Source organism: Stenotrophomonas sp. TWI273, assembly GCF_039674765.1.
Taxonomy (GTDB): domain Bacteria; phylum Pseudomonadota; class Gammaproteobacteria; order Xanthomonadales; family Xanthomonadaceae; genus Stenotrophomonas.
The window spans coordinates 13,250-32,518 of record NZ_JBDJOA010000017.1 but is presented as its reverse complement, the minus strand read 5'-3'; the positions used below and the strand labels follow the sequence as shown (position 1 = coordinate 32,518).

Here is a 19,269-nt window from a genome sequence, read left to right as displayed (position 1 = left end):
GCGGGCTCATCGGGGCGCGACGCTGCCAGGCGTCGGCGCGGAAAGGGGAGGTGTCGGCGCGTGGCGTTTGCGCCATTGCTTGAGCACGGCGGTGCGCACCGCCAGCAGCAGCAACCAGCCAAGGAAGACCAGCGCGACGCGGCCGCTGAGCGCGAACACGTCATTGAACGCGCGCACGTTGGCTTCGCGGCGGGTGATCTGCGCCAGTTGCGCGGTGCCCTGCGCGCTGCGCTGCACCGGGTCGGTGATCAGCCTGGCGTAGAGCTGCTGTTGCTGTTTCAAGCGCTGGGCAACCACGTTGTCGGCCGGATCCAGTTGGCTGACCAGCGCACCGGAATACACCTGCTCGCGGTGCAGCTGGTAGGTGCCCAGCACGGCCGAGCCGGCCAGGCCACCCAGGGTCTGGGTGATGGAGAGCGTGACCAGGAAGGTGATCATGTGGTCCACGCCCTGCTTCAACGCCTGGGTGATGCCAAGCATGATCAGCGGCCCCATGAACATGCCGGCGCCGACGGACGCCAGGAACTGGCTGGCGAAGAAGTCGTGCGGGCGATCCAGGCTGGTACGGCTCTGGTCGAGCAGGGCCGCGCTGCCCAGCAGCAGGATGGCCATCAACAACTGCGGAATGAGTCGCTTCGGGCCGAAGGTGAGCGAGCTGGCGGCCATGCCGGTGATCACGCCGGCCAGGATCACCGCGAACAACGGACGCATCTGGTCCGGGCCCATGCCGAGCGTGCGCATCAGGCCGACCACGCCATAGGACTGCTCGGTGGTCAGGAAGCGGATCAGGAACGCACCGATGATGAAGTGCATCACCGGCAGGCTGGCCAGCCAGCGCGTCTGCAGCAGCGGGTTGCGGCGGTAGTGCTCGATGATGAAGGCGGTGGTGGACAGCGCGATCGAGGCGACCAGTGCCCAGCCCAGCCACGGCGTATCCAGCCACCAGCGGGTGTAGCCCTGCGCCAGCACGACGACCAGCAGGCCGACGGCGGGAGCGAGCAGCGCGAAGGTGAGGAAGTCGAGCGGTTCAAACGCCTTGATCTGTGCCCCCGGCGGGAGCTTGAGCACCACCACGGCGGCGAACGCGCACAGTGCCAGCCCGGCCTCGAACAGATACAGGTTGTGCCACTGCCCGGTGTCCACCAGGCCGGGCGAGACCAGCCACGCGATCGGCACCGCAAGCTGTGAGATGCCCACGCCGATCACCAGCAGATTGCCGGTGTATTTGCGCGGCAGCGATTGCAGCATGTACAGCGTGCCCAAGGTGCTGCAGGCCGCACCGGCGAAGCCGCTGGCCGCGCGCATCAGCACGGTGGTTTCGAAGGTGCCGACGAACAGATGCAGTACCGCCAGCGCGGCATACAGGCCCAGCCCGATCTCGGCGAACAGGCGGATGCCGTATTGCTGGCGGAACTTGAAGGCGAGCAGGTTGGCGGTGACGTTGACCATTGCATACGCGGCCACCAGCCAGCTGCCCTGCGCCGGGGTGAGCCCGAGCTGGCCCTGCAGGAACGGCAGGTTGGCACTGACCAGCGCATTGCCCAGGCCGCCGGTGATCCCGACCAGCAGCGCCACCAGCGCATAGGCGAGGCGGCGGTGCGGCGGATGCCACGGCATCGAAGCCGAGCCCGGCAGGGTCGGTTTTTCGTGCTCCTCCCAGTCCGGAACCGGCTTGAGGTACTGCGGCATCATCCCTCCCCGTCGGCAGGCCCCCGCAATCCGCCACGCAGCAATTGCAGGGCGCGCGTGGCCAGCCGGGCGCGTTCGTCACGCGTCTTGCCACGCAGCGCGGCTCCCAGCATGCCTGAGATGAGTGAAATGTCCGTCGTTTCCAGATCGGGGCGGCACAGACCTGCGGCCACCGCACGGGCAATCGGTTCGCGCAGCAGTTCGAAGATCGTTTCGCGCGCGGCCCGGATCGGGATCTGATCCGGATCCACCGCGCGCCAGTAGTCCGATAATGCCGGCGACTGCACGATCCGGTTCGCCATCCCTTCCAGCACTTCGAACAGTGCATCGTCGCGGTCGCCGAGGGTCTGCACCTGGCGCGCGATGCGGTTGACGGTGCGCTGCAGCAGCGCCTCCACCAGGGCGGCACGGTCAGGGAAGTTGCGGTACAGCGTGGCCCGGCCGACCTGGGCACGCTCGACCACCAGGTCCAACGGGGCGGTCACGCCGTGCTGGCCGAACACGGCATCGGCAGCGTCGAGGATCTGGGCACGGCGGGCGGCAGCGTCGGCACGTTGGGTAGGCATGCGCGCATCATCGGACACAACTGTCCGGCGCGGAAGGGGGGGGCGTCGGTTTTGGCACGCGCGGGTTGGCGCGCGCTGGGCAATGTCGAGGGCGGGTGAGCTCAGCGCGGCGCGGGCACGCCGTGACAGCCGCCCATGCGGGCTTCGCGGATGGGTAGATTGATCAACGCGGCGAGCACGGCCAGGCCCATGTCGGCGTACCACATCCACAGGTAGTTGCCGGTGTGCGCCAGCGCCAGGCCGCCGAGCCATGCACCAAAGAAACCGCCCAACTGGTGCGAGAGCAGGGTCAGGCCGAACAGAGTGCCGAGGTAGCGCGGGCCGAACAGCTTGCCGACCAGGCCGGCGGTGGGCGGAACGGTCGCCAACCAGGTGAAGCCGAGCGCGGCGGAGAAGACGTAGAAGGTGAGTGGGGTGGGCGGCGCAACGAGGTAGACCCCGATCATCACGGCGCGGCTGGCGTACATCCAGAACAGCAGGTACTTCATGCGGTAGCGCTGGCCGAGGGCGCCGACGATCAGGCTGCCGGCGACGTTGAACAGCCCGATCAGCGCGATGGAGGATGAGGCGACGGTGGGCGAGAGGCCACACAGCGCGATCTCGCCGGGGAGATGGGTGACCAGGAAGGCGATGTGCAGACCACAGGTGAAGAAGCCCAGATGGAGATACCAGTAGCTGCGATCGCGCACCGCGACGCGCAACTGCGCGCGCAGCCCGCCTTCATCGGTGGCGCCGGCGGTGGGCGCATGGTCGCCCGCGCGACGTCGCAGCGGCCAGGCCAAGGGCACCGAGAGCAGGGTGATCACCGCCATGGTGATCATGGACCGTGCCCAGCCGGCGGTGCCGATGATCCATTGGACCAGCGGCGCGAACACGAACTGGCCCAGCGAGCCGCCGGCATTGATGAGGCCGGCGGCGAACGACCGCTTTTCCGCTGGCAGGCGATGGGCGGTGGCGCCGATCAGGACCGAGAAGCTACCGGCGCCGGCACCGGCGGCCATCAGCAGGCCGAGGGTGAAGGTCATGCCCAGCGGGCTGGTCAGCAGCGGTGCCAGCAGCAGCCCGGCCGCCAGCAGCAGGGCACCGAAGATGAGCACAGGCAATGCGCCGCGCTGGTCGGCGACGGCCCCGAACACGGGTTGCACCGCGCCCCAGACGAACTGGCCGATGGCCAGTGCAAAGCTGATTTCGACGATGCTGACGCCGGTGCCGCGGTGGATGGGGTCGACGTAGAGGCCGGAAGTCTGGCGCACGCCCATGGTGACCATGAGGATGGCGGAGGCCGCGACCAGCAGGCCCCAATGCATGGAGGGTGCGCGGGTCGCAGGGGTTGACGTGCTCATGCGTCGGCTCCGGTGGGCAGGGCGTGGTCGAGTTGGTCGAGCAGGGCGTTGAGCCGGGCGGTCGGAGTGGGCCCGAAGGTGGTTTCCACGTCGTGTTGCGCCTGTTGCCACAGGGGACGCGCGCGGCGAAGGCAGGCCTTGCCGGCAGCGGTGATGACGATCAGGCGTTGCCGGGCGTCATCACCGCGGCGTTGTTCGAGCCAGCCGGCGCTGAGCAGGGGCTTGAGGTTGCGGGTGAGCGTGGTGCGGTCCATGCCAAGCGCCTCGGCCAGGTCGCCCAGCTGGCGCGGTGTGGGGGCGCGACGCAGGATGGAGTACGCGTTGAGGCTGAGCCCGGCGGGGGCGAGGTGGGCGTCATAGATCTGCGAGAGCCGGCGTGCGGCGCGGCGCAGGCGGAAGCAGGTACAGGGGCTCTGGGTCAGCGGGTCCATGGGCGTGCGCCGGGGTGGGTGCTGGATGATACGTGCATATGCACGTAGTTGGTCAAGCACCAAAAAAGGGGGCCTTTCGGCCCCCTCGGGTCAAGCAACCACCCAGTGAATCGATCAGAAGTAAGCGCGGATCCCGAATGCCACGCCGCGGCCCGGCAGCGGGGAGTAGTCGCGCAGCAGGGAGGTGTGCGGACGGACCTCGCGGTTGGTCAGGTTGCTGCCGTCCAGGAAGACTTCGTAGCTGTTGCTGTCGGTACGGTCCCAGCGGTAGGCGAAGTGGGCATCGACCAGGGTGTAGCCGTTGCTCGGCTCTTCATTCTGGGCGACGTCCTTCTGGCTGCTGTAGCGCACGGCACCGACCGAGGCGCGCCAGCCATCCTTGGCCCAGCGCAGGTCCGCGCCGACACGGCCCGGGGCGATGCGCGGGAGGTAGCCGGTGTTGGCCAGATCCACGGTGTAGTTGTGGTTGTGATCACCGTGCGGGACGGCGATGTCGACGCTGCGGCTGCCGCTGCCATCCAGTTCTGCTTTGACGTAGTCGCCGAAAACGCGCAGGTCCCAGTCGCCAGTGTTGCCTTCGAAGAGATGGAACAGCGCTTCGGCTTCAGCCCCCTTGAAGGTGGCGTCCTGCTGCGTCCACAGGCGGACCGGCAGCGATTCGACCACGCCGGTGTCGGCCAGGTAGATGAAGTCCTTGAACTTGGTCTGGTAGATGGAGGCGGAGAAGTCGACACGGTCGCTGTGGGTGTGGATGCCCAGTTCGACGCGCTGGCCGCGTTCGGTCTTCAGGTTCGCATCGCCGATTTCCAGCGAGCGGGTGGCGATGTGCGCGCCGGCGGCGTAGAGCTCTTCGTTGGTCGGGGCGCGCTCGGAGCTGTCGATGCCGAAGCGCAGGTCGACGGCGTCGTTGAGGGTCCAGATGCCGGCGGCGGAGAGATTGGTGGCGTCGAACGTGCGGGCGCGGTAATCACCGGTCGGGTCCAGCTTCACCTGGTCATGGCGGCCGCCGAGCTCCAGCTTGAACGCGCCGAACTGCTTTTCCTGCAGCACGAACAGGCCGATGTTCTTCGTCGCGGTATCCGGCACGAAGGCTTCTTCGCCCTTGGCGCCGAAGTCGCTGTTGCCGAACTGCAGGCCGAACGCGCCGTCCCAGCCGCCGATCTTTTCCTGCACGGCTTCCAGGCGGCCTTCGATGCCACGGTTGGTGAAGCGCGTGGCCGGCGTGCCGGCTTCGAGTTCGGTGTGCTCGTAGTCGGTGTAGGCGGTACGCAGGGTGATGTTCTTCAGGAACGAGGTCGGCTGGTAGATGCCGCCCTTGGCTTCGAAGCGGTTCTGCACCATGTCGATGCGGACGTCATGCTCGTCACCTTCTTCCTCATCGCCATGGTCGTGATCGTGGTCATGATCATGGTCGTCGTCGGCATGCACGTGCGCGCCGTTGGGAATGCCGTAGTTGGTGCGGTAGGTGCTGGCGGACACACCGAAGTAGCCGTCATCGCCCAGCCAGGTGGCACCGACGCCGCCGGCGCGGGTGCGGATCGAACTGTTGTCCAGACGGCCGCGGCGTGGTTCGTCGGTGTCGCCTTCCTCATGGTCGTGGCCGCTGTGATCTTCCAGGCCATCGATCACCGCGTAGCCGGGAATGCGGTAGTCATCGCCGTTGCGGACCAGGCCGTCCACATGCAGCACGACGTTGCCGCTGACACCGTCCAGGCGGAACATGCCGCTGCGCTCGTCGTTGACCGAATTGCCGCGCAGCTCTGCGCGGCCGCTGAGCGGACGGTCCGGCAGTTCGCGGGCGATGCGGCCGTCGACCACGTTGACCGCGCCGCCGATCGCGCCGCTGCCGAACAGCAGGGTCGCCGGGCCTTTCAGGACCTCGATCTGATCGGCCAGGAACGGCTCGATGCTGGTGGCATGGTCGGCGCTCACCGTGGAGGCATCCATGTTGCCCATGCCGTTGGACAGCACCGCCACGCGCGGACCTTCCTGCCCACGGATGATCGGGCGGCCGACCCCGGGGCCGAAGAAGGTGCTCTGCACGCCGGGCAGCTTGGCCACGGTGTCGCCGAGGGTGCCGGCCTTCTGCTCGTCCAGGCGCTCACCGGCCAGCACATCAACCGGGCGGGCCAGCGATTCGGCATCGCCCTGCAGCGGCGAGGCGGTGACCTTCACGGTGGAGAGTTCGGTCAGGTGGCGGTCGCGGTGGTTGCCGGCATCCTCGGCGGCCATGGCCAGCGAGGGCAGCATCGCGGCGGCAAGGGCCAGCGACAGGGTGTGGTGTTTGAGCAGGAGGGAGCTGGAGCGCATAGGGCAGGGGCCTTCGGTCAATTGTTACAATATATCAATGGTGGGGCGCGCGAATCCCGTAACGGGACGGGGGAAGGGAAGTCAGGGGGAGGCAAGGGTGCGCGTCAGGATTGATGTTATATTATTCCATAACGCTTCGCCGACCCTGCTGGAAGTCATGCCCCTGTTCGCTCGTGTTCGCCATCTGCTGGATCGTTTCGGTGCCACCGGCTCGCTGCTGTGCGCCGTGCATTGCGCTGTGCTCCCGGTGCTGCTGGCCGCTGCGCCATCGCTGGGCCTGTCGGTCTGGATGAGTGACGGCGTTGAGCTGGCGCTGGTGAGTTTCGTCACCCTGCTGGGCCTGTTCAGCCTGGTCTGGGGCTGGCGCCGGCATGGCGCGCTGCGCGCGCTGGGCTTCCTGATCCCGGGCCTGACCGCGTTGTGGGCGGGCCTGTTGTACGGCCCGCTGCACCACTCGGCGGTGCCGCATGCGGTGGTGATGACCCTGGGCGGCGTGCTGGTTGGCGTGGCCCATCTGGTGAATCTGCGCCTGAACCACGGCCACGTCCATGACGCCAGCTGTGCTCATTGAGAGCGCGCATGGTAGGCTTTCCGATCGTGCGCGGGGGCGCCTGAGAGGGCGGCCCCGCCGAACCCGTGTCAGTACGGGGTAATCAGATTTCGCAGCATTCAGACTAAGGAGTTACGACATGGGTAAGGGTGACCGCAAGACCGCCAAGGGCAAGCGCTTCAATGCCAGCTACGGCAATTCGCGTTCGCACGTCGTGAGCAAGGCGGCCGTGGGCGCAGCTGCGCCGGTTGCCAAGAAGACCGTGACGAAGGCGCCGGCCAAGAAGGCCGTTGCCAAGAAAGCGGTGGCCAAGGCCGGCTGATCCAGCCAGGCGGGTCATGAAAAACGCGGCGCTTGCGCCGCGTTTTTTTTTGCCTGCGTTCCGACTGAAGCCGATGCGCGCTCAGCGCAGGGCAGGCAGCAGTCGCTCGGCGTCGCCATCATTGGGCGCCGCTGGAATCCCCAGCAGGCGGGTCAGCAGCGGGTAAACATCTACGTTGTCGAACGGGGGCAGGCGCTCACCCTGTTTGAACGCCGGGCCACGCGCCACGAACACCGCGCGCATGGACGGCAGCGCATTGTCATACCCGTGGGAGCCGCGATCGCCCGGCCCGCGTTTGGCGATGCGCTCGCGGGTCAGGGCATCCCAGCCTTCGTGCATCTGGCAGACGATCGGTGGAATGCGCGGGTTGCTGCCGTACTTCCAGCGCGCCGGCAGGGTCTGGCGCGTCCAGCAGTCGTACTGGGCATGCGCGCCCAGCAGGATCTGCTCGGCCTGCGCCTGCTTGCCCGGCAACGGGGCGAACCCGATCGACTGGCCGACCGAGATGTCCTCGGCAATGGCGGGATCGATCATGTCTTCGGTGGCCACCACCTGGCCGTCCGGCACGCCGGCCATCCCGTGGTCGGAGACCAGGATCACGTTGGTGGCCTCGGCCAGACCGCGTGCCTGCAGACCGTCCAGCAGGCGACCGACCGCGCCGTCGGCCAGGGCCACCGCGGCGGCGTACTCGTGCGATTCCGGGCCGTGATTGTGGCCGGCCTTGTCGACCTGCTCCATGTACAGCGTCACCAGTCGCGGCGCCTGCGGGCCGTGCTGGTCCAGCCAGCCCAGTACCTGATCCACGCGATCGGGCAGGGTCACGGTCTCATCGTAGCCATGCATCTGGCTGGGGCGGATGCCCTGGATCGCCGCCTCACTCCCCGGCCAGGACCACACGGCCGTGCGCACGCCAGCCTTTTCCGCACCCACCCAGATCGGCTCACCGCCCCACCAGCGGGAATCGGCCACCGATTCGCGCACGTGCAGCTGGAATCTACCCAGTGCATCCTCGTGCATGCTGTTGTGGATGATGCCGTGATGGTTGGGCCGCAGGCCGGTCACGATCGTGTAGTGGTTGGGGAACGTCAGCGCGGGATAGGAGGGCGTCATCCATTGCGCCCGCACGCCCTCGTGGACGAGCCGACTGATGTTCGGGGTAATGCCGCGGTCGAGCATGTCCGCGCGCAGGCCGTCGATGGAGATCAGCAGCAGCTTCTGCTGCTGCGCCGGGACGCTCCGGGCGACGGTCGCCGCAGACGCGACAGGCGGGGAAGACGGTGCGGTGGCGCAGGCGGCCAGCGAGAGAGCGGCGGCAAGCGCCAGTGGAAGGCGGACGGAAATCATGACGACATGATAGTGCGTGGCGGTGACGCGTCGAAGACAACCGATGGCATACGCCACCCCACGGCGCATGCCCTGTTACGCGAACAGCGAATCGCGCCGCGCTTCCAGTTGCAGCAGGGCCGCCTTGGTCTCCAGTCCGCCGCCGAATCCGGTGAGCGCACCACTGCTGCCGATCACGCGGTGGCAGGGCAGCACAATCGGCAGTGGATTGCGGCCATTGGCGGCACCGACCGCGCGGCTGGCGGTGGGGTGGTTGATGTGCCGCGCCAGTGCCACGTAACTCCAGGTCTGGCCGAACGGAATATCGGCCAGCGCCTTCCACACCCGCAGCTGGAACGGCGTGCCGTGAGGGGCAAGCGGCAGATCGAAGCGCACGCGCTCACCGCGCAGGTACTCCAGCAGTTGCCCACGTGCACCGCGCAACGCATGGGCATCGCGCTGCCAGTGCTCGCGCCCCTTCGCGTCGTAACGGTTGTTCTCGAACAGGATGTGGTGGATGCCCTGGCTGTCACCGGCCACGGTGAGCGCGCCGATCGGGCTGTCGAAGGTGTCGTAGAGCAGGGTCATGAGGTAACTCCCGAAGACGGTGTGGCCAGATGCCACAGGTGCAGAACGGCGTAGGCACGCCACGGTCGCCACGGCTGCGAGCGGGCCTCGGTGGCGCGTTCGCTCAGTCGCGTATCACCACCGAGCACCTGCTGCAGCACCAGATCGCCGGCCGGGAACGCATCGGGCAGTGCCAGCGCACGCAGTGCCATGTAATGCGCGGTCCATGGGCCGATGCCGGGCAAGGCGACGCAGCGCGCCACGAAGCCGGCCAGCGACTGGCCGGCACGGAAATCGAGCCGGCCATCGACCACCGCCTGCGCAACCGCACGTACGGTGGCCGCACGGGTGCGCGGCAGCCCGATGGTTTCCAGCGGTGCCTGGGCCAGCGCTTCCGGCGAGGGGAACTGGCGGTCCAGTCCTGCCGGCATGCCTTCGAGGGTGGCGCCGAAGCGATCCACCACCCTGCGCGCCAGTGTGGCGGCGGCCGCCACGCTGACCTGTTGGCCGAGCACGGCGCGCACGGCCACTTCAAACCCATCCCAGCCGCCGGGTACGCGCAGCCCGGGGCGTTGTGCGATACCCGTCGCCAGCAATGGTTCCTGCGCGAGCGTGGCGTGCACCATGCGCAGGTCGGCATCGAGATCGAAGATGCGGCGTACGCGGCGCACGATGCCCGGAATCGCACGCGGATCGATCTGGCCCAGGTGCAGCAACAGCTCCGGGCGCCGTGGATCGGCGGTCACGCGCAGCAGTGAGGGGCGCTCGGGCGGCCCGATCACGCGCTGGTAGCTGTCCGTGTCGATCTGCTCGATGCCGGGAATCGCACGGCGGCGCAGGAAACCGAGCATCGCGGTGAAATCCAGTGGCGGACGGTAGCCCAGGCGCAGGGTCAGCGCGCCCTCGGCCAGCGCACCGCGCTGGCGGCGGATCGCGGTCGGGGGCATGCCGCAGCCGTCCACAAAGGCTGCGTTGAAACGGCGCAGGCTGTTGTAGCCCGAGGCCATCGCGACATCGGTGACCGGCAATGCAGTTTCGGTGAGCAGTTGCTTGGCCAACAACAGCCGGCGGGTCGCGTGGATCTGCGCCGGCGCCGCACCGAGCCGGGCCACGAACAGGCGCTGCAGATGGCGGGCGCTCAAGCCGACATGCGTGGCCAGATCGGCCACCGGCTGGTCCTGCAGATAGCCATCGTGAATCAGGGCGAGCGCGCGCTGCAGCGTTTCATTGTTGAGTGCGTCCTGCGCCTCGGGGGCCAACTCGGGGCGGCAGCGCAGGCAGGGGCGGAACCCGGCCGCTGCGGCGGCGGCAGCCGTGGGGTAGTAAGTGACGTTGGACGGCTTCGGCGCCGGTGCCGGGCAGACCGGTCGGCAGTAGATGCCGGTACTGCGCACGGCAGTGAAGAACACCCCGTCAAAGCGCGCATCGCGGGCAAGGCGGGCGCTTTCGCAGGCGGCGTGGTCCAGGGGCAGGGCGGTCTCCATGGGGGCCAGTCTATGCCCGGTGAGCAGCGCTGGCTCGCCATTTTCGGACGCCAATGCCAGCCCCGGGTCGCCCGGTTCAGGACAGGTTGCCGCGCCGCGCCGGTCGCGCACTAGACTGTGCATCTGCGCTGGTTTTGCCGCGCATTCCCCCTCGCAAGGATTCCGGGTTGTCCATGTTGCTCAAGTCGTGGTGGTTGCCGTTGTTGTGCCTGGGTCTGGCCGGTTGCAGCCAGCTGGAAAACCCGGGCAATGTCACTGCCGCCGACAAGGCCGTGCGGGCACAGACCGCCGATGGCGACCACATGGTCTCGATCAACGCCGCCGATGCGCCGCCACCACCGCCGCCCGCGCCCAAGCGCGGTGACCTGAGCTGGCCGGAAGCAGCCCTGGAAAACGGCAAGGCGTGGATCAGCTGCGATACCGACTATGCCGGCGACGCGGGCGATGGTGCGCCGCTGGAGGCATTGGACAGGCCCAGTATCGATGCCGCCCTGCAGCCGTGCGCCGAACGTGGCCTGCTGCGCGTGCGCTATGTGGGCAAGATCAATCCCGGTTTCTCCGAGCTGGTCGCGCGGCTGGCCGTGGTCGCCGATGCCCAGCGTATTTCCCGCCGCATTCTGGATCTGGATTCGAGTGGTGGCCAGGTCGAAGCCGCCATCGTGGCGGGGGATCGCATCGGCGAATCCAACTGGACGATCTGGGTGCGCGAAGGCTCGGTCTGCCACAGCGCCTGCGTGTTCGTGCTGGCCGCCGGCGACAACCGGCTGGTATCGGGCAAGGTGGGCATCCACCGGATGATGCGGATCAGCTCCAAGGCGACCTCGCGCGCCGAGCTCAACCGCGAACTCCATGAGGTCTACGACAACGTCAAGGATTACCTGCAGCGCAACGGCGTGGCCGTGGGCGTGGCCGACCTGATGATGACGGTGCCCAACCGCAGCCTGCGCCTGCTCACCGCCGAGGAGCTGCGTCAGTTCGGGCTGGATGGCACCAACGCGGTGCAGGATGACCTGGAACGGATCAAGCAGATGCGCAAATGCGGCGATGCGTTTGTCCGCCGCAAGGATGCCTTCCTGGTCGCTTTCGATCAGGAGTGCAAGCGCGAAGGCAGTGAACTGGAGGCCGTCAACAGCTGTGGCCAGGCACTGAAGCAGCGCTTCGGCTTCCCGGATGAGACCTGCCCGGACGAGAGCCCGCTGTCGGAGATCGATGTCTCCACGCTGCTGCCGGACACGACGGCACCGGGTCGGCCGGAGACGGTGGAGCAGACCCTCGGCGATGCTCGCCCCGCACCGCCCGAGGCGGCCGAGCGCAACTGACGGAGGACTCACGTCCATCCCGTAGACTGGCAGGCAGTTCCTTCCAGCCAACGGTGTCCTGATGCGTGTTCCGCTGCTGCTGTTGTCCGCTCTGCTGCCTTTCGCCGCGCTGGCCCAGACGCCTCCGCCGCCGGCCACGCCTGCACCGGCCCCGGCGCGCCCCGCGCCCGCTGCCGCTCCTTCGGCACGCCCGGCATTGAGCCCGGCGCAGCAGGCGCAGGTACAGAAGCAGGATGCGGAGATGAGCGCGGCCGCACTGCAGGTCGCCCATCTGATCGATGCCAACCGTGCGGGCGAGGCCTGGAAAGGCGCCTCCGCCGTGGCGAAGAAATCGGTGACCGAGCAGGCCTTCGTCAGTCAGCTCACGGCCGATCGCCAGCGCCTGGGGGCCTTGGCCTCGCGCGGCCAGCCGGTGATCACCCGGGTCAAGTACGCCGCCGGGGCGACCGTGCCGGAAGGTCTCTACATCAACGTCAGCTTCCCCACGCGCTTTGCCAACAGCGCCCAGCCGGTGCGTGAACTGGTCTCCTTCCGGTTCGATGAAGACCGTATCTGGCGGCTGGCCGGTTACAGCGTGCGTGCCGCCACCCCCTGATTGCCGGAGACTGCACAGATGAGTATCGAGATCCAGATGCTGGTGTGGTCGATGCTGCTGGGCATCGTGCATGTGTTCGCCCCGTCCACCCTGATCACCCGTGAACGCGGGGTGGGCTGGAATGCGTCGGCGCGCGATCAGCCGATGCCGGCGCCGAGTCCGCTGGCTGGCCGCCTGCAGCGGGCGCAGAGCAACTTCATGGAAACCTTCCCCTTCTTCGCCGCCGCGGTGCTGGCGGTGGTGCTGACCCAGCGCCAGGACGGGATGACGGCCGCGGCCGTGCAACTGTACTTCTGGGCACGACTGATCTATCTGCCGCTGTACGCCGCCGGCGTGCCGTATGTGCGCAGCCTGGTGTGGCTGGTATCGCTGCTGGGCATCGTGATGCTGCTGTGGGCGCTGCTGTGAACCCGCGCTGGCGCGCCTGATCCAGATCAAGGACGGCGCCGGCGCTGCGGCGTTAAGCTGCGATGGACACGTAACGGCAGGATGGGATCATGCAGTCAGTGGATGTGGTGGTGGTGGGCGCCGGCCCGACCGGGCTGTGCTTCGCGCGCGCGCTGGCCGATACCGGCCTGAGCGTCACCCTGATCGAACAGCAGCCGCGTGCCGCGTTGGCGCAGGCCGCGTTCGACGGCCGCGAGATCGCGCTGACCCATGCCTCCCGCCAGATCCTGGTATCGCTGGGCCTGTGGGCGCAGCTGGATCCCGCCGAGATTTCCCCGCTGCGCGATGCCAAGGTGATGGACGGTGGCTCGCCGTTCGCGCTGACCTTCGCCGCGGACCAGCGCACCGGTGACGACCTCGGTTGGCTGGTGCCCAACCATCTGATCCGCCGCGCCGCCTGGCAGAGCGTGCAGGGCCAGGCCGGTCTGGAGATCCTGGACCAGGCCAGCGTCACGGCCGTGAGCCCGGGTCCGGCCCACAGCGTGGTGACCCTGGCCGATGGCCGCCAGCTGGCCGCGCGGCTGGTGGTGGCTGCCGACAGCCGCTTCTCCTCCACCCGCCGCCTGCTGGGGATCGGCGCGCAGCTGCGTGACTTCGGCAAATCGATGCTGGTCTGCCGCATGCAGATCGAGGTGCCGCACCAGCACACCGCCTGGGAGTGGTTCGGCTATGGCCGCACCATGGCCCTGCTGCCGCTCAATGGCGACCAGGCCTCGGCCGTCATCACGCTGCCGCCGCGGCAGATCGCGGCCTTGATGGCCCAGGACGAGGCCGATTTCGGCCGCAGCCTCAGTGGCTTTTTCGAGCATCGGCTGGGCGCGATGCGGCCGGTGGCCACGCCGGTGGCCTATCCCCTCGTGGGGGTGTATGCCAACGCGTTCGCCGGCGATCGCTGTGCGTTGATCGGCGATGCCGCTGTCGGCATGCATCCGGTCACCGCGCATGGCTTCAATCTGGGGTTGCAGAGCCAGCATCGCCTGGCCGGGCGCCTGCGCAAGGCCGCCGGGCAGGGACGCGACATCGCCGCACCCGCCGGGCTGGCCGCTTACGAGCGCGGGCACCGGCTGGCCTCGCGGCCGCTTTACGAGGCGACCAATGCGATCGCTTCGCTGTACACCGATGACCGTCTGCCGGCGCGGCTGCTGCGCCGGGTTGGACTGCGGCTGGCGCACGGGGTGGCCCCGTTCCGCCAGCTGATCGCGGCCCACCTCACCGGTAGGTGATGACCGTTGGTCGTCACACAGGGTCAGGGCGCGTCGCTGTCGGCGATCACGTGAATGACGGTGTCGGCGAACTGCACCTGCTGGCCCGCGCGGATCTTGCATGCCTTGCGCAGCTCGACCTCGCCGTCGACCAGCACCTGGCCGTCGCCGATCACGGTCTTGGCCTCGCCGCCGCTGGTGACCAGGTCGGCCAGCTTGAGCAGCTGCTTGAGCTCGACGTAGTCGCGGTCCAGTTCAAATTCGAGGGTCTGCATGGAGCGGGTATCCTGGGAAGAGGCGCGGACGTGGGACCGGGCCGTGAAAGGGCGCGTATTGTGCGCCAGCAGGCGGGGCAACGGGATCCATCCCGGAATCTGTATACGTTGTTCAGGAACGATGCGGTATCATCGCCCCCTGAGTGAGTGAATTCTCCTCCGACCGAGCAGCGCCAGGGCACGCGATAAGAAAGGGCGCCCAAAGCGCGGACCATCCCCCTTTTTTATCTCACTGCCTTCCAAAACGGCGGTGTTTCGGAGTTTCCCATGTCCCAAGAATCCCCCGCGCCGCTGCTGTTCGCAGATCTCGGCCTGTCCGACGCTGTGATGCAGGCCGTCGCCACTGTCGGTTACGAAACCCCGTCGCCGATCCAGGCCGCCACCATTCCGGCCATGCTGGAAGGCCGTGACGTGCTCGGCCAGGCCCAGACCGGTACCGGCAAGACCGCCGCCTTCGCGCTGCCGGTGCTGTCCAACCTCGATTTCAACCAGACCAAGCCGCAGGTGCTGGTGCTGGCGCCGACCCGCGAACTGGCCATCCAGGTCGCCGAGGCGTTCCAGACCTATTCCTCCGGCATTCCCGGCTTCCGCGTGCTGCCGGTATACGGCGGCCAGCCCTATGGCCAGCAGTTGTCGGCCCTGCGCCGTGGCGTGCACGTCATCGTCGGCACCCCGGGCCGCGTGATCGATCATCTCGAGCGCGGCACCCTGGACCTGTCCGAGCTGAAGACGCTGGTGCTGGACGAAGCCGATGAAATGCTGCGCATGGGCTTCATCGACGACGTCGAAGCCGTGCTGAAGAAGCTGCCGGAGACCCGTCAGGTCGCCCTGTTCTCGGCCACCATGCCGTCGCAGATCCGCCGCATCGCGCAGACCTACCTGAAGAACCCGGCCGAAGTGACCATCGTCAGCAAGACGACCACCTCGGCCAACATCCGCCAGCGTTACTGGTGGGTGAGCGGCATGCACAAGCTGGACGCGCTGACCCGCATCCTGGAAGTGGAACCGTTCGACGCGATGATCATCTTCTCGCGTACCAAGGCAGCCACCGAAGAGCTGGCCGAGAAGCTGCAGGCACGCGGCCTGGCCGCGGCCGCCATCAACGGCGACATGCAGCAGGCCCAGCGCGAGCGCACCATCGGCATGCTGAAGGAAGGCAAGCTGGACATCCTGGTCGCCACCGACGTGGCCGCCCGTGGTCTGGACGTGGAGCGCATCAGCCACGTGCTGAACTACGACATCCCGTACGACACCGAAAGCTACGTGCACCGCATCGGCCGTACCGGCCGTGCCGGCCGCACCGGTGATGCGATCCTGTTCGCCACCCCGCGCGAAAAGGGCATGCTGCGGGCCATCGAGCGCGCCACCCGCCAGCCGATCGAAGAGATGCAGCTGCCGAGCGTGGACGCGGTCAACGACACCCGCATCACCAAGTTCATGAGCCGCATCAGCGATGTGCTCGATGCCGGTGGCACCGAGTTCTACCGCGACCTGCTGCAGCGCCTGGAAGGCGAGAAGAACGTGCCGGCGATCGAGATCGCCGCGGCGCTGGCCAAGCTGCTGCAGGGTGATTCGCCGTTCCTGCTGACCCCGCCGGTCCGTGGTGCCCGTGAAGAGCGTGCCCCGCATCAGCGCAACGAGCGCAGCAACGACCGTGGCGAGCGTCCGGCCCGTTTCGAGCCGCGCTTCGAGCGTGGTCCGCGCCGTGAAGACGACCGTGGCCCGCGTCCGCCGCGTCCGGAAGGCGACTTCGGCAACAGCGAAGGCGGCGTCGAGCGCGCCCCGCGCCGTGACATCGCCCCGCGCGGTGCCGCCGAGCCGGGCATGGAAACCTTCCGTATCGAAGTGGGCCACGTCCACGGCGTGAAGCCGGGCAACATCGTCGGCGCGATCGCCAACGAAGCCGGCCTGGAAAGCCGTTTCATCGGCCGCATCGACATCCACGACGACTTCTCGGTGCTGGACCTGCCGGCCGAAATGCCGCAGGACCTGCTGACCCACCTGAAGAAGGTGTGGGTCTCGGGCCAGCAGCTTCAGATGCGCAAGGTCGAGCCGGGTGAAGACCTGACCCCGTCGGCGCGTCCGGCCTTCAAGCCGAAGTTCGGTGGCAAGCCGCGTGGTCCGGGCGGTCCGGGTGGCCCGCGCAGCGGCCCGGGCGGCAACGACCGCCCGCCGCGTCGTGACGGCTTCAAGCCGCGCGGTCCGCGCAACTTCTGATCGCCCCAGGGTGATCAACGCGACGCCAGCCTCCGGGCTGGCGTCGTCGTATCCGGCCTCCGCGTCCCGGTCGACCGGTTTCGCACCGTCTCAACAGTGCTGGCCCTAGCCTGCGGATTGGACCATGCTCCAATGGAATGAGTTTCCACATCCGCAGCCCCGGGGGGATCGGCGATGTCTGGAGGTCGCAGGGAGAGTGGCAGGACCGCGATACCGTGTTCGATGCGGGGCCTGACCCTGCGCTTCGTGTTGTTGACCGGCATGGCCATCGGCCTGGTCGGGATTTCCGCGTTGATCCAGGAGCTGCAGGCGGCCTCCACGGCGTGGATCATGGGCCAGAGCCACTGGTCGCGTGGCCAGCAGCAGGCCACTCACGCGCTGTCGCGGTACATCGCCTCGGGGGATGCTGTTGACCTGGGCGCAACCCGGCAGGCGCTGCGGGTGCCGCTGGGCGATCTCACCGCCCGCCGTGCCCTCGAGCAGGCCGACCCGGACATCGCCGCAGCACGCCAGGGCTTCATTGAGGGCGGCAACGCCCGCGGCGACATCAACCGTTTGATCCTCTCGTATCGCTACCTGCGCGATCAGCCGTATTTCCGCGATGCGGTACGGCTGTGGCGCGACACCGATGACGATCTGCTGCAACTGGTGGCCATCACCGACCGGGTCCAGGCCGGGCATTCCGCCGGCACACTGACACCGGCGGCGCAGCAGGCCCTGCTGCGCCGGGTGCAGGCGCTGGATGTGGGGATGCAGAACCAGGCGCGTGCGTTCTCCAGCGCGTTGCTGCACACCGCGGCGATGGTGCGCATGACGACCTTCATCGTCGGCGGGCTGTCGGTGCTGGCGATCACCCTGGTCGCCGTGCTGCTGGCGCGACGCGTGCGCAATGACCTGACCGAACAGGAGAGCCGGTTCCGGGCCGCGTTCTACCAGGCCACGGTGGGCATGCTCAAGCTGGATGAGGACGGCGGCATCATTGAGGCCAACCAGGCAATGGCCGATATCCTCGGCCAACGCCGCGAAGCGCTGCTCAGTCTGTCGCTGGCCGATCTGCTGGTGGAGGGCGAGCTGGTCCTGGACGAGCACGGCCGGATCGACTGGCCGCGGCAGCTGCGCCCCGGTGAGCTGCGCTTCCTGCGTGCCGACGGCAACCTGATGTGGGGGCGCTGGAGCGGTACCGTGGTGCACACCCGGGCGCGGGCGCCGGCGGTGTTCGCGCTGGTGGAAGATGTTTCGCAGAACCATGCCCTGGCACGCGAGGTGGAGCACCACGCCAGTCACGACCCGCTGACCGGGCTGATCAACCGCCGCGAGATCGAGCGGCTGCTCGAACAGGCGCTGGTGGCGGTACGGGCCGCGGGCGGCACCCACTCGCTGTGCTACATCGATCTGGACTACTTCAAGCTGGTCAACGACGGGCTCGGCCATGCTGCTGGCGATCAGCTGCTGCGCAGCTTCGCCGATTACCTGGTGGGGGCGGTGCGCGATGGCGACTGGGTCGGCCGCCTGGGAGGCGACGAGTTCGCCCTGTTCCTGGCCAATGCCGGACAGGATGAAGCCAAGCAGGTGCTGCAGCGGGTGGTGCGCACGCTTGGCCAGGTCAGCATCCAGCAGGGCGACGGCGCACCCCGGGTGAGCTGCAGCATCGGGGTCGTTGAGATCAGCCCGGATGCGCCGGATGTGAACTGGTTGATGAGCGCCGCCGATAGTGCCTGCTACGCGGCCAAGGAAGCCGGTCGCAACCGGGTGCACTGCTACAACGAGAGCCGCATGGCACTGGATGAGCGGCGGCGCGAAGCGGAGCGGTTGGCCCATGTTTCCAGCGCGATGGCCGAGAACCGCATGCTGTTGTATGCCCAGCGTATCGAGCGGGTCGGCGATCCGGAGTTCCTGCATTACGAAGTGCTGGTGCGCATGCGCAGCCCGGAAGGCGCGTTGCAGGGGCCGGCCGAGTTCATGGGCGCGGTGGAGCGATACGGCATGGGCATGGCACTGGACCGGCATGTGCTGTCGCTGCTGTTCCGGCACCTGCAGGTGTGCCCGAGCCATGTGCAGCAGCTGGGCCTGTGCAACGTCAACGTGTCCGCGCAGTCGATCGCCGAGCCGAGCTTCCTGGCCTTCGTCACCGATCTGCTTGAACGCAACCGCGGCCTGGCGCGCAAGCTGTGCTTTGAAATCACCGAGACCGCGGCGGTCAGCAACCTGGACCAGGCGCGCGCCTTCATCGATGCGGTGAAAGCGCGTGGCTGCCGCATGGCGCTGGACGATTTCGGCTCGGGGCTGTCCTCGTTCGGCTACCTGCGGCAACTGCCGGCGGACATGCTCAAGATCGACGGCGTGTTCGTGCGCGACATGAACCTGGATCCGGTCAACCGCGCCGCGGTGCGCGCGATCACCGAGGTCGGCCGCGAGCTGCACATGATGGTGGTGGCCGAATGGGTGGAATCGGCGGTGGTCGCCGATCAGCTGGCGCAGATGGGCGTGGAGGGCCTGCAGGGGTATGCGATCGAACGGCCGATTCCGCTGGAGCGGATGACCCAGCTGGCGATACGGCCGGTGGGCGCGGGGCGGCCCTCCGAGGCCTGGCGGGGCGCGCCATGATGCGATAATCCTCGCCGACGACAGC

At 68.0% G+C, this 19,269-nt stretch carries 17 protein-coding genes; 8 read left to right on the top strand and 9 right to left on the bottom strand.

Annotated elements, in window-relative coordinates; genetic code table 11:
- Positions 1–6: 6 nt before the first annotated feature.
- The 5 genes from ABE571_RS16400 to ABE571_RS16380 all read right to left on the bottom strand — a co-directional run bounded on the left by ABE571_RS16400 (position 7) and on the right by ABE571_RS16380 (position 6,339).
- The gene (locus tag ABE571_RS16400) at positions 7–1,692 is read right to left on the bottom strand and encodes an MFS transporter (protein ID WP_313217681.1); all 1,686 of its coding nucleotides are present in this window, start codon (positions 1,690–1,692) and stop codon (positions 7–9) included.
- Positions 1,689–2,255 carry a TetR/AcrR family transcriptional regulator gene (locus tag ABE571_RS16395; protein WP_313210773.1) on the bottom strand — a complete coding sequence of 189 codons (567 nt, stop codon included), beginning with the start codon at positions 2,253–2,255 and terminating at the stop codon, positions 1,689–1,691. Before ABE571_RS16395 ends, ABE571_RS16400 begins: the two co-directional genes overlap by 4 nt.
- 101 nt (positions 2,256–2,356) lie before the next feature.
- The gene (locus ABE571_RS16390; protein WP_346481897.1) at positions 2,357–3,598 is read right to left on the bottom strand and encodes an MFS transporter; all 1,242 of its coding nucleotides are present in this window, start codon (positions 3,596–3,598) and stop codon (positions 2,357–2,359) included.
- A complete protein-coding gene (locus ABE571_RS16385) occupies positions 3,595–4,029 on the bottom strand; it encodes a MarR family winged helix-turn-helix transcriptional regulator (RefSeq protein ID WP_313217685.1) in 435 nt (144 codons plus the stop codon). The genes ABE571_RS16390 and ABE571_RS16385 overlap by 4 nt, the downstream gene beginning before the upstream one ends.
- Positions 4,030–4,143: 114 nt before the next feature.
- Complete coding sequence (locus ABE571_RS16380) at positions 4,144–6,339, bottom strand: TonB-dependent receptor (protein WP_346494168.1); 2,196 nt, start codon at positions 6,337–6,339, stop codon at positions 4,144–4,146.
- A gap of 157 nt (positions 6,340–6,496) precedes the next feature.
- Here ABE571_RS16380 and ABE571_RS16375 point away from each other — a divergent pair, with 157 nt between their 5' ends.
- The gene (locus ABE571_RS16375) at positions 6,497–6,910 is read left to right on the top strand and encodes a MerC domain-containing protein (RefSeq protein ID WP_121041406.1); all 414 of its coding nucleotides are present in this window, start codon (positions 6,497–6,499) and stop codon (positions 6,908–6,910) included.
- A gap of 118 nt (positions 6,911–7,028) precedes the next feature.
- Complete coding sequence (locus tag ABE571_RS16370; protein WP_019184443.1) at positions 7,029–7,211, top strand: 30S ribosomal protein THX; 183 nt, start codon at positions 7,029–7,031, stop codon at positions 7,209–7,211.
- 81 nt (positions 7,212–7,292) lie between these two features.
- On the opposite strand, the gene ABE571_RS16365 is transcribed toward ABE571_RS16370, so the two are convergent.
- From ABE571_RS16365 to ABE571_RS16355, 3 genes are all read right to left on the bottom strand, one after another.
- On the bottom strand, positions 7,293–8,555 hold the full coding sequence (locus tag ABE571_RS16365) for an ectonucleotide pyrophosphatase/phosphodiesterase (protein WP_313210783.1): 1,263 nt from the start codon (positions 8,553–8,555) through the stop codon (positions 7,293–7,295).
- Positions 8,556–8,630: 75 nt separating this feature from the next.
- Positions 8,631–9,122, bottom strand: a complete 492-nt coding sequence (locus ABE571_RS16360; protein WP_313210785.1) for a methylated-DNA--[protein]-cysteine S-methyltransferase — start codon at positions 9,120–9,122, stop codon at positions 8,631–8,633.
- Complete coding sequence (locus tag ABE571_RS16355; protein ID WP_346494166.1) at positions 9,119–10,585, bottom strand: AlkA N-terminal domain-containing protein; 1,467 nt, start codon at positions 10,583–10,585, stop codon at positions 9,119–9,121. The genes ABE571_RS16360 and ABE571_RS16355 overlap by 4 nt, the downstream gene beginning before the upstream one ends.
- A gap of 176 nt (positions 10,586–10,761) precedes the next feature.
- Here ABE571_RS16355 and ABE571_RS16350 point away from each other — a divergent pair, with 176 nt between their 5' ends.
- The 4 genes from ABE571_RS16350 (at position 10,762) to ubiM (ending at position 14,169) form a co-directional block, all read left to right on the top strand.
- A complete protein-coding gene (locus ABE571_RS16350) occupies positions 10,762–11,904 on the top strand; it encodes a hypothetical protein (RefSeq protein WP_346466592.1) in 1,143 nt (380 codons plus the stop codon).
- Positions 11,905–11,965: 61 nt separating this feature from the next.
- Positions 11,966–12,499, top strand: coding sequence for a DUF4019 domain-containing protein (locus ABE571_RS16345; protein ID WP_346494165.1), 534 nt, complete (start codon positions 11,966–11,968; stop codon positions 12,497–12,499).
- Between the two features lie 18 nt (positions 12,500–12,517).
- On the top strand, positions 12,518–12,907 hold the full coding sequence (locus ABE571_RS16340; protein WP_346494163.1) for an MAPEG family protein: 390 nt from the start codon (positions 12,518–12,520) through the stop codon (positions 12,905–12,907).
- 89 nt (positions 12,908–12,996) lie between these two features.
- Positions 12,997–14,169: a 5-demethoxyubiquinol-8 5-hydroxylase UbiM gene (gene ubiM / locus ABE571_RS16335; RefSeq protein WP_346494159.1), complete on the top strand. Its 1,173-nt coding sequence runs from the start codon at positions 12,997–12,999 to the stop codon at positions 14,167–14,169.
- Between the two features lie 23 nt (positions 14,170–14,192).
- On the opposite strand, the gene ABE571_RS16330 is transcribed toward ubiM, so the two are convergent.
- On the bottom strand, positions 14,193–14,423 hold the full coding sequence (locus tag ABE571_RS16330) for an RNA-binding S4 domain-containing protein (RefSeq protein WP_019184435.1): 231 nt from the start codon (positions 14,421–14,423) through the stop codon (positions 14,193–14,195).
- Positions 14,424–14,690: 267 nt separating this feature from the next.
- Between ABE571_RS16330 and ABE571_RS16325 the strand changes: the two genes are divergently transcribed.
- Both ABE571_RS16325 and ABE571_RS16320 read left to right on the top strand, forming a co-directional pair.
- A complete protein-coding gene (locus tag ABE571_RS16325; RefSeq protein WP_346464416.1) occupies positions 14,691–16,640 on the top strand; it encodes a DEAD/DEAH box helicase in 1,950 nt (649 codons plus the stop codon).
- A gap of 222 nt (positions 16,641–16,862) precedes the next feature.
- On the top strand, positions 16,863–19,244 hold the full coding sequence (locus ABE571_RS16320; protein WP_346494157.1) for an EAL domain-containing protein: 2,382 nt from the start codon (positions 16,863–16,865) through the stop codon (positions 19,242–19,244).
- Positions 19,245–19,269: the final 25 nt, after the last annotated feature.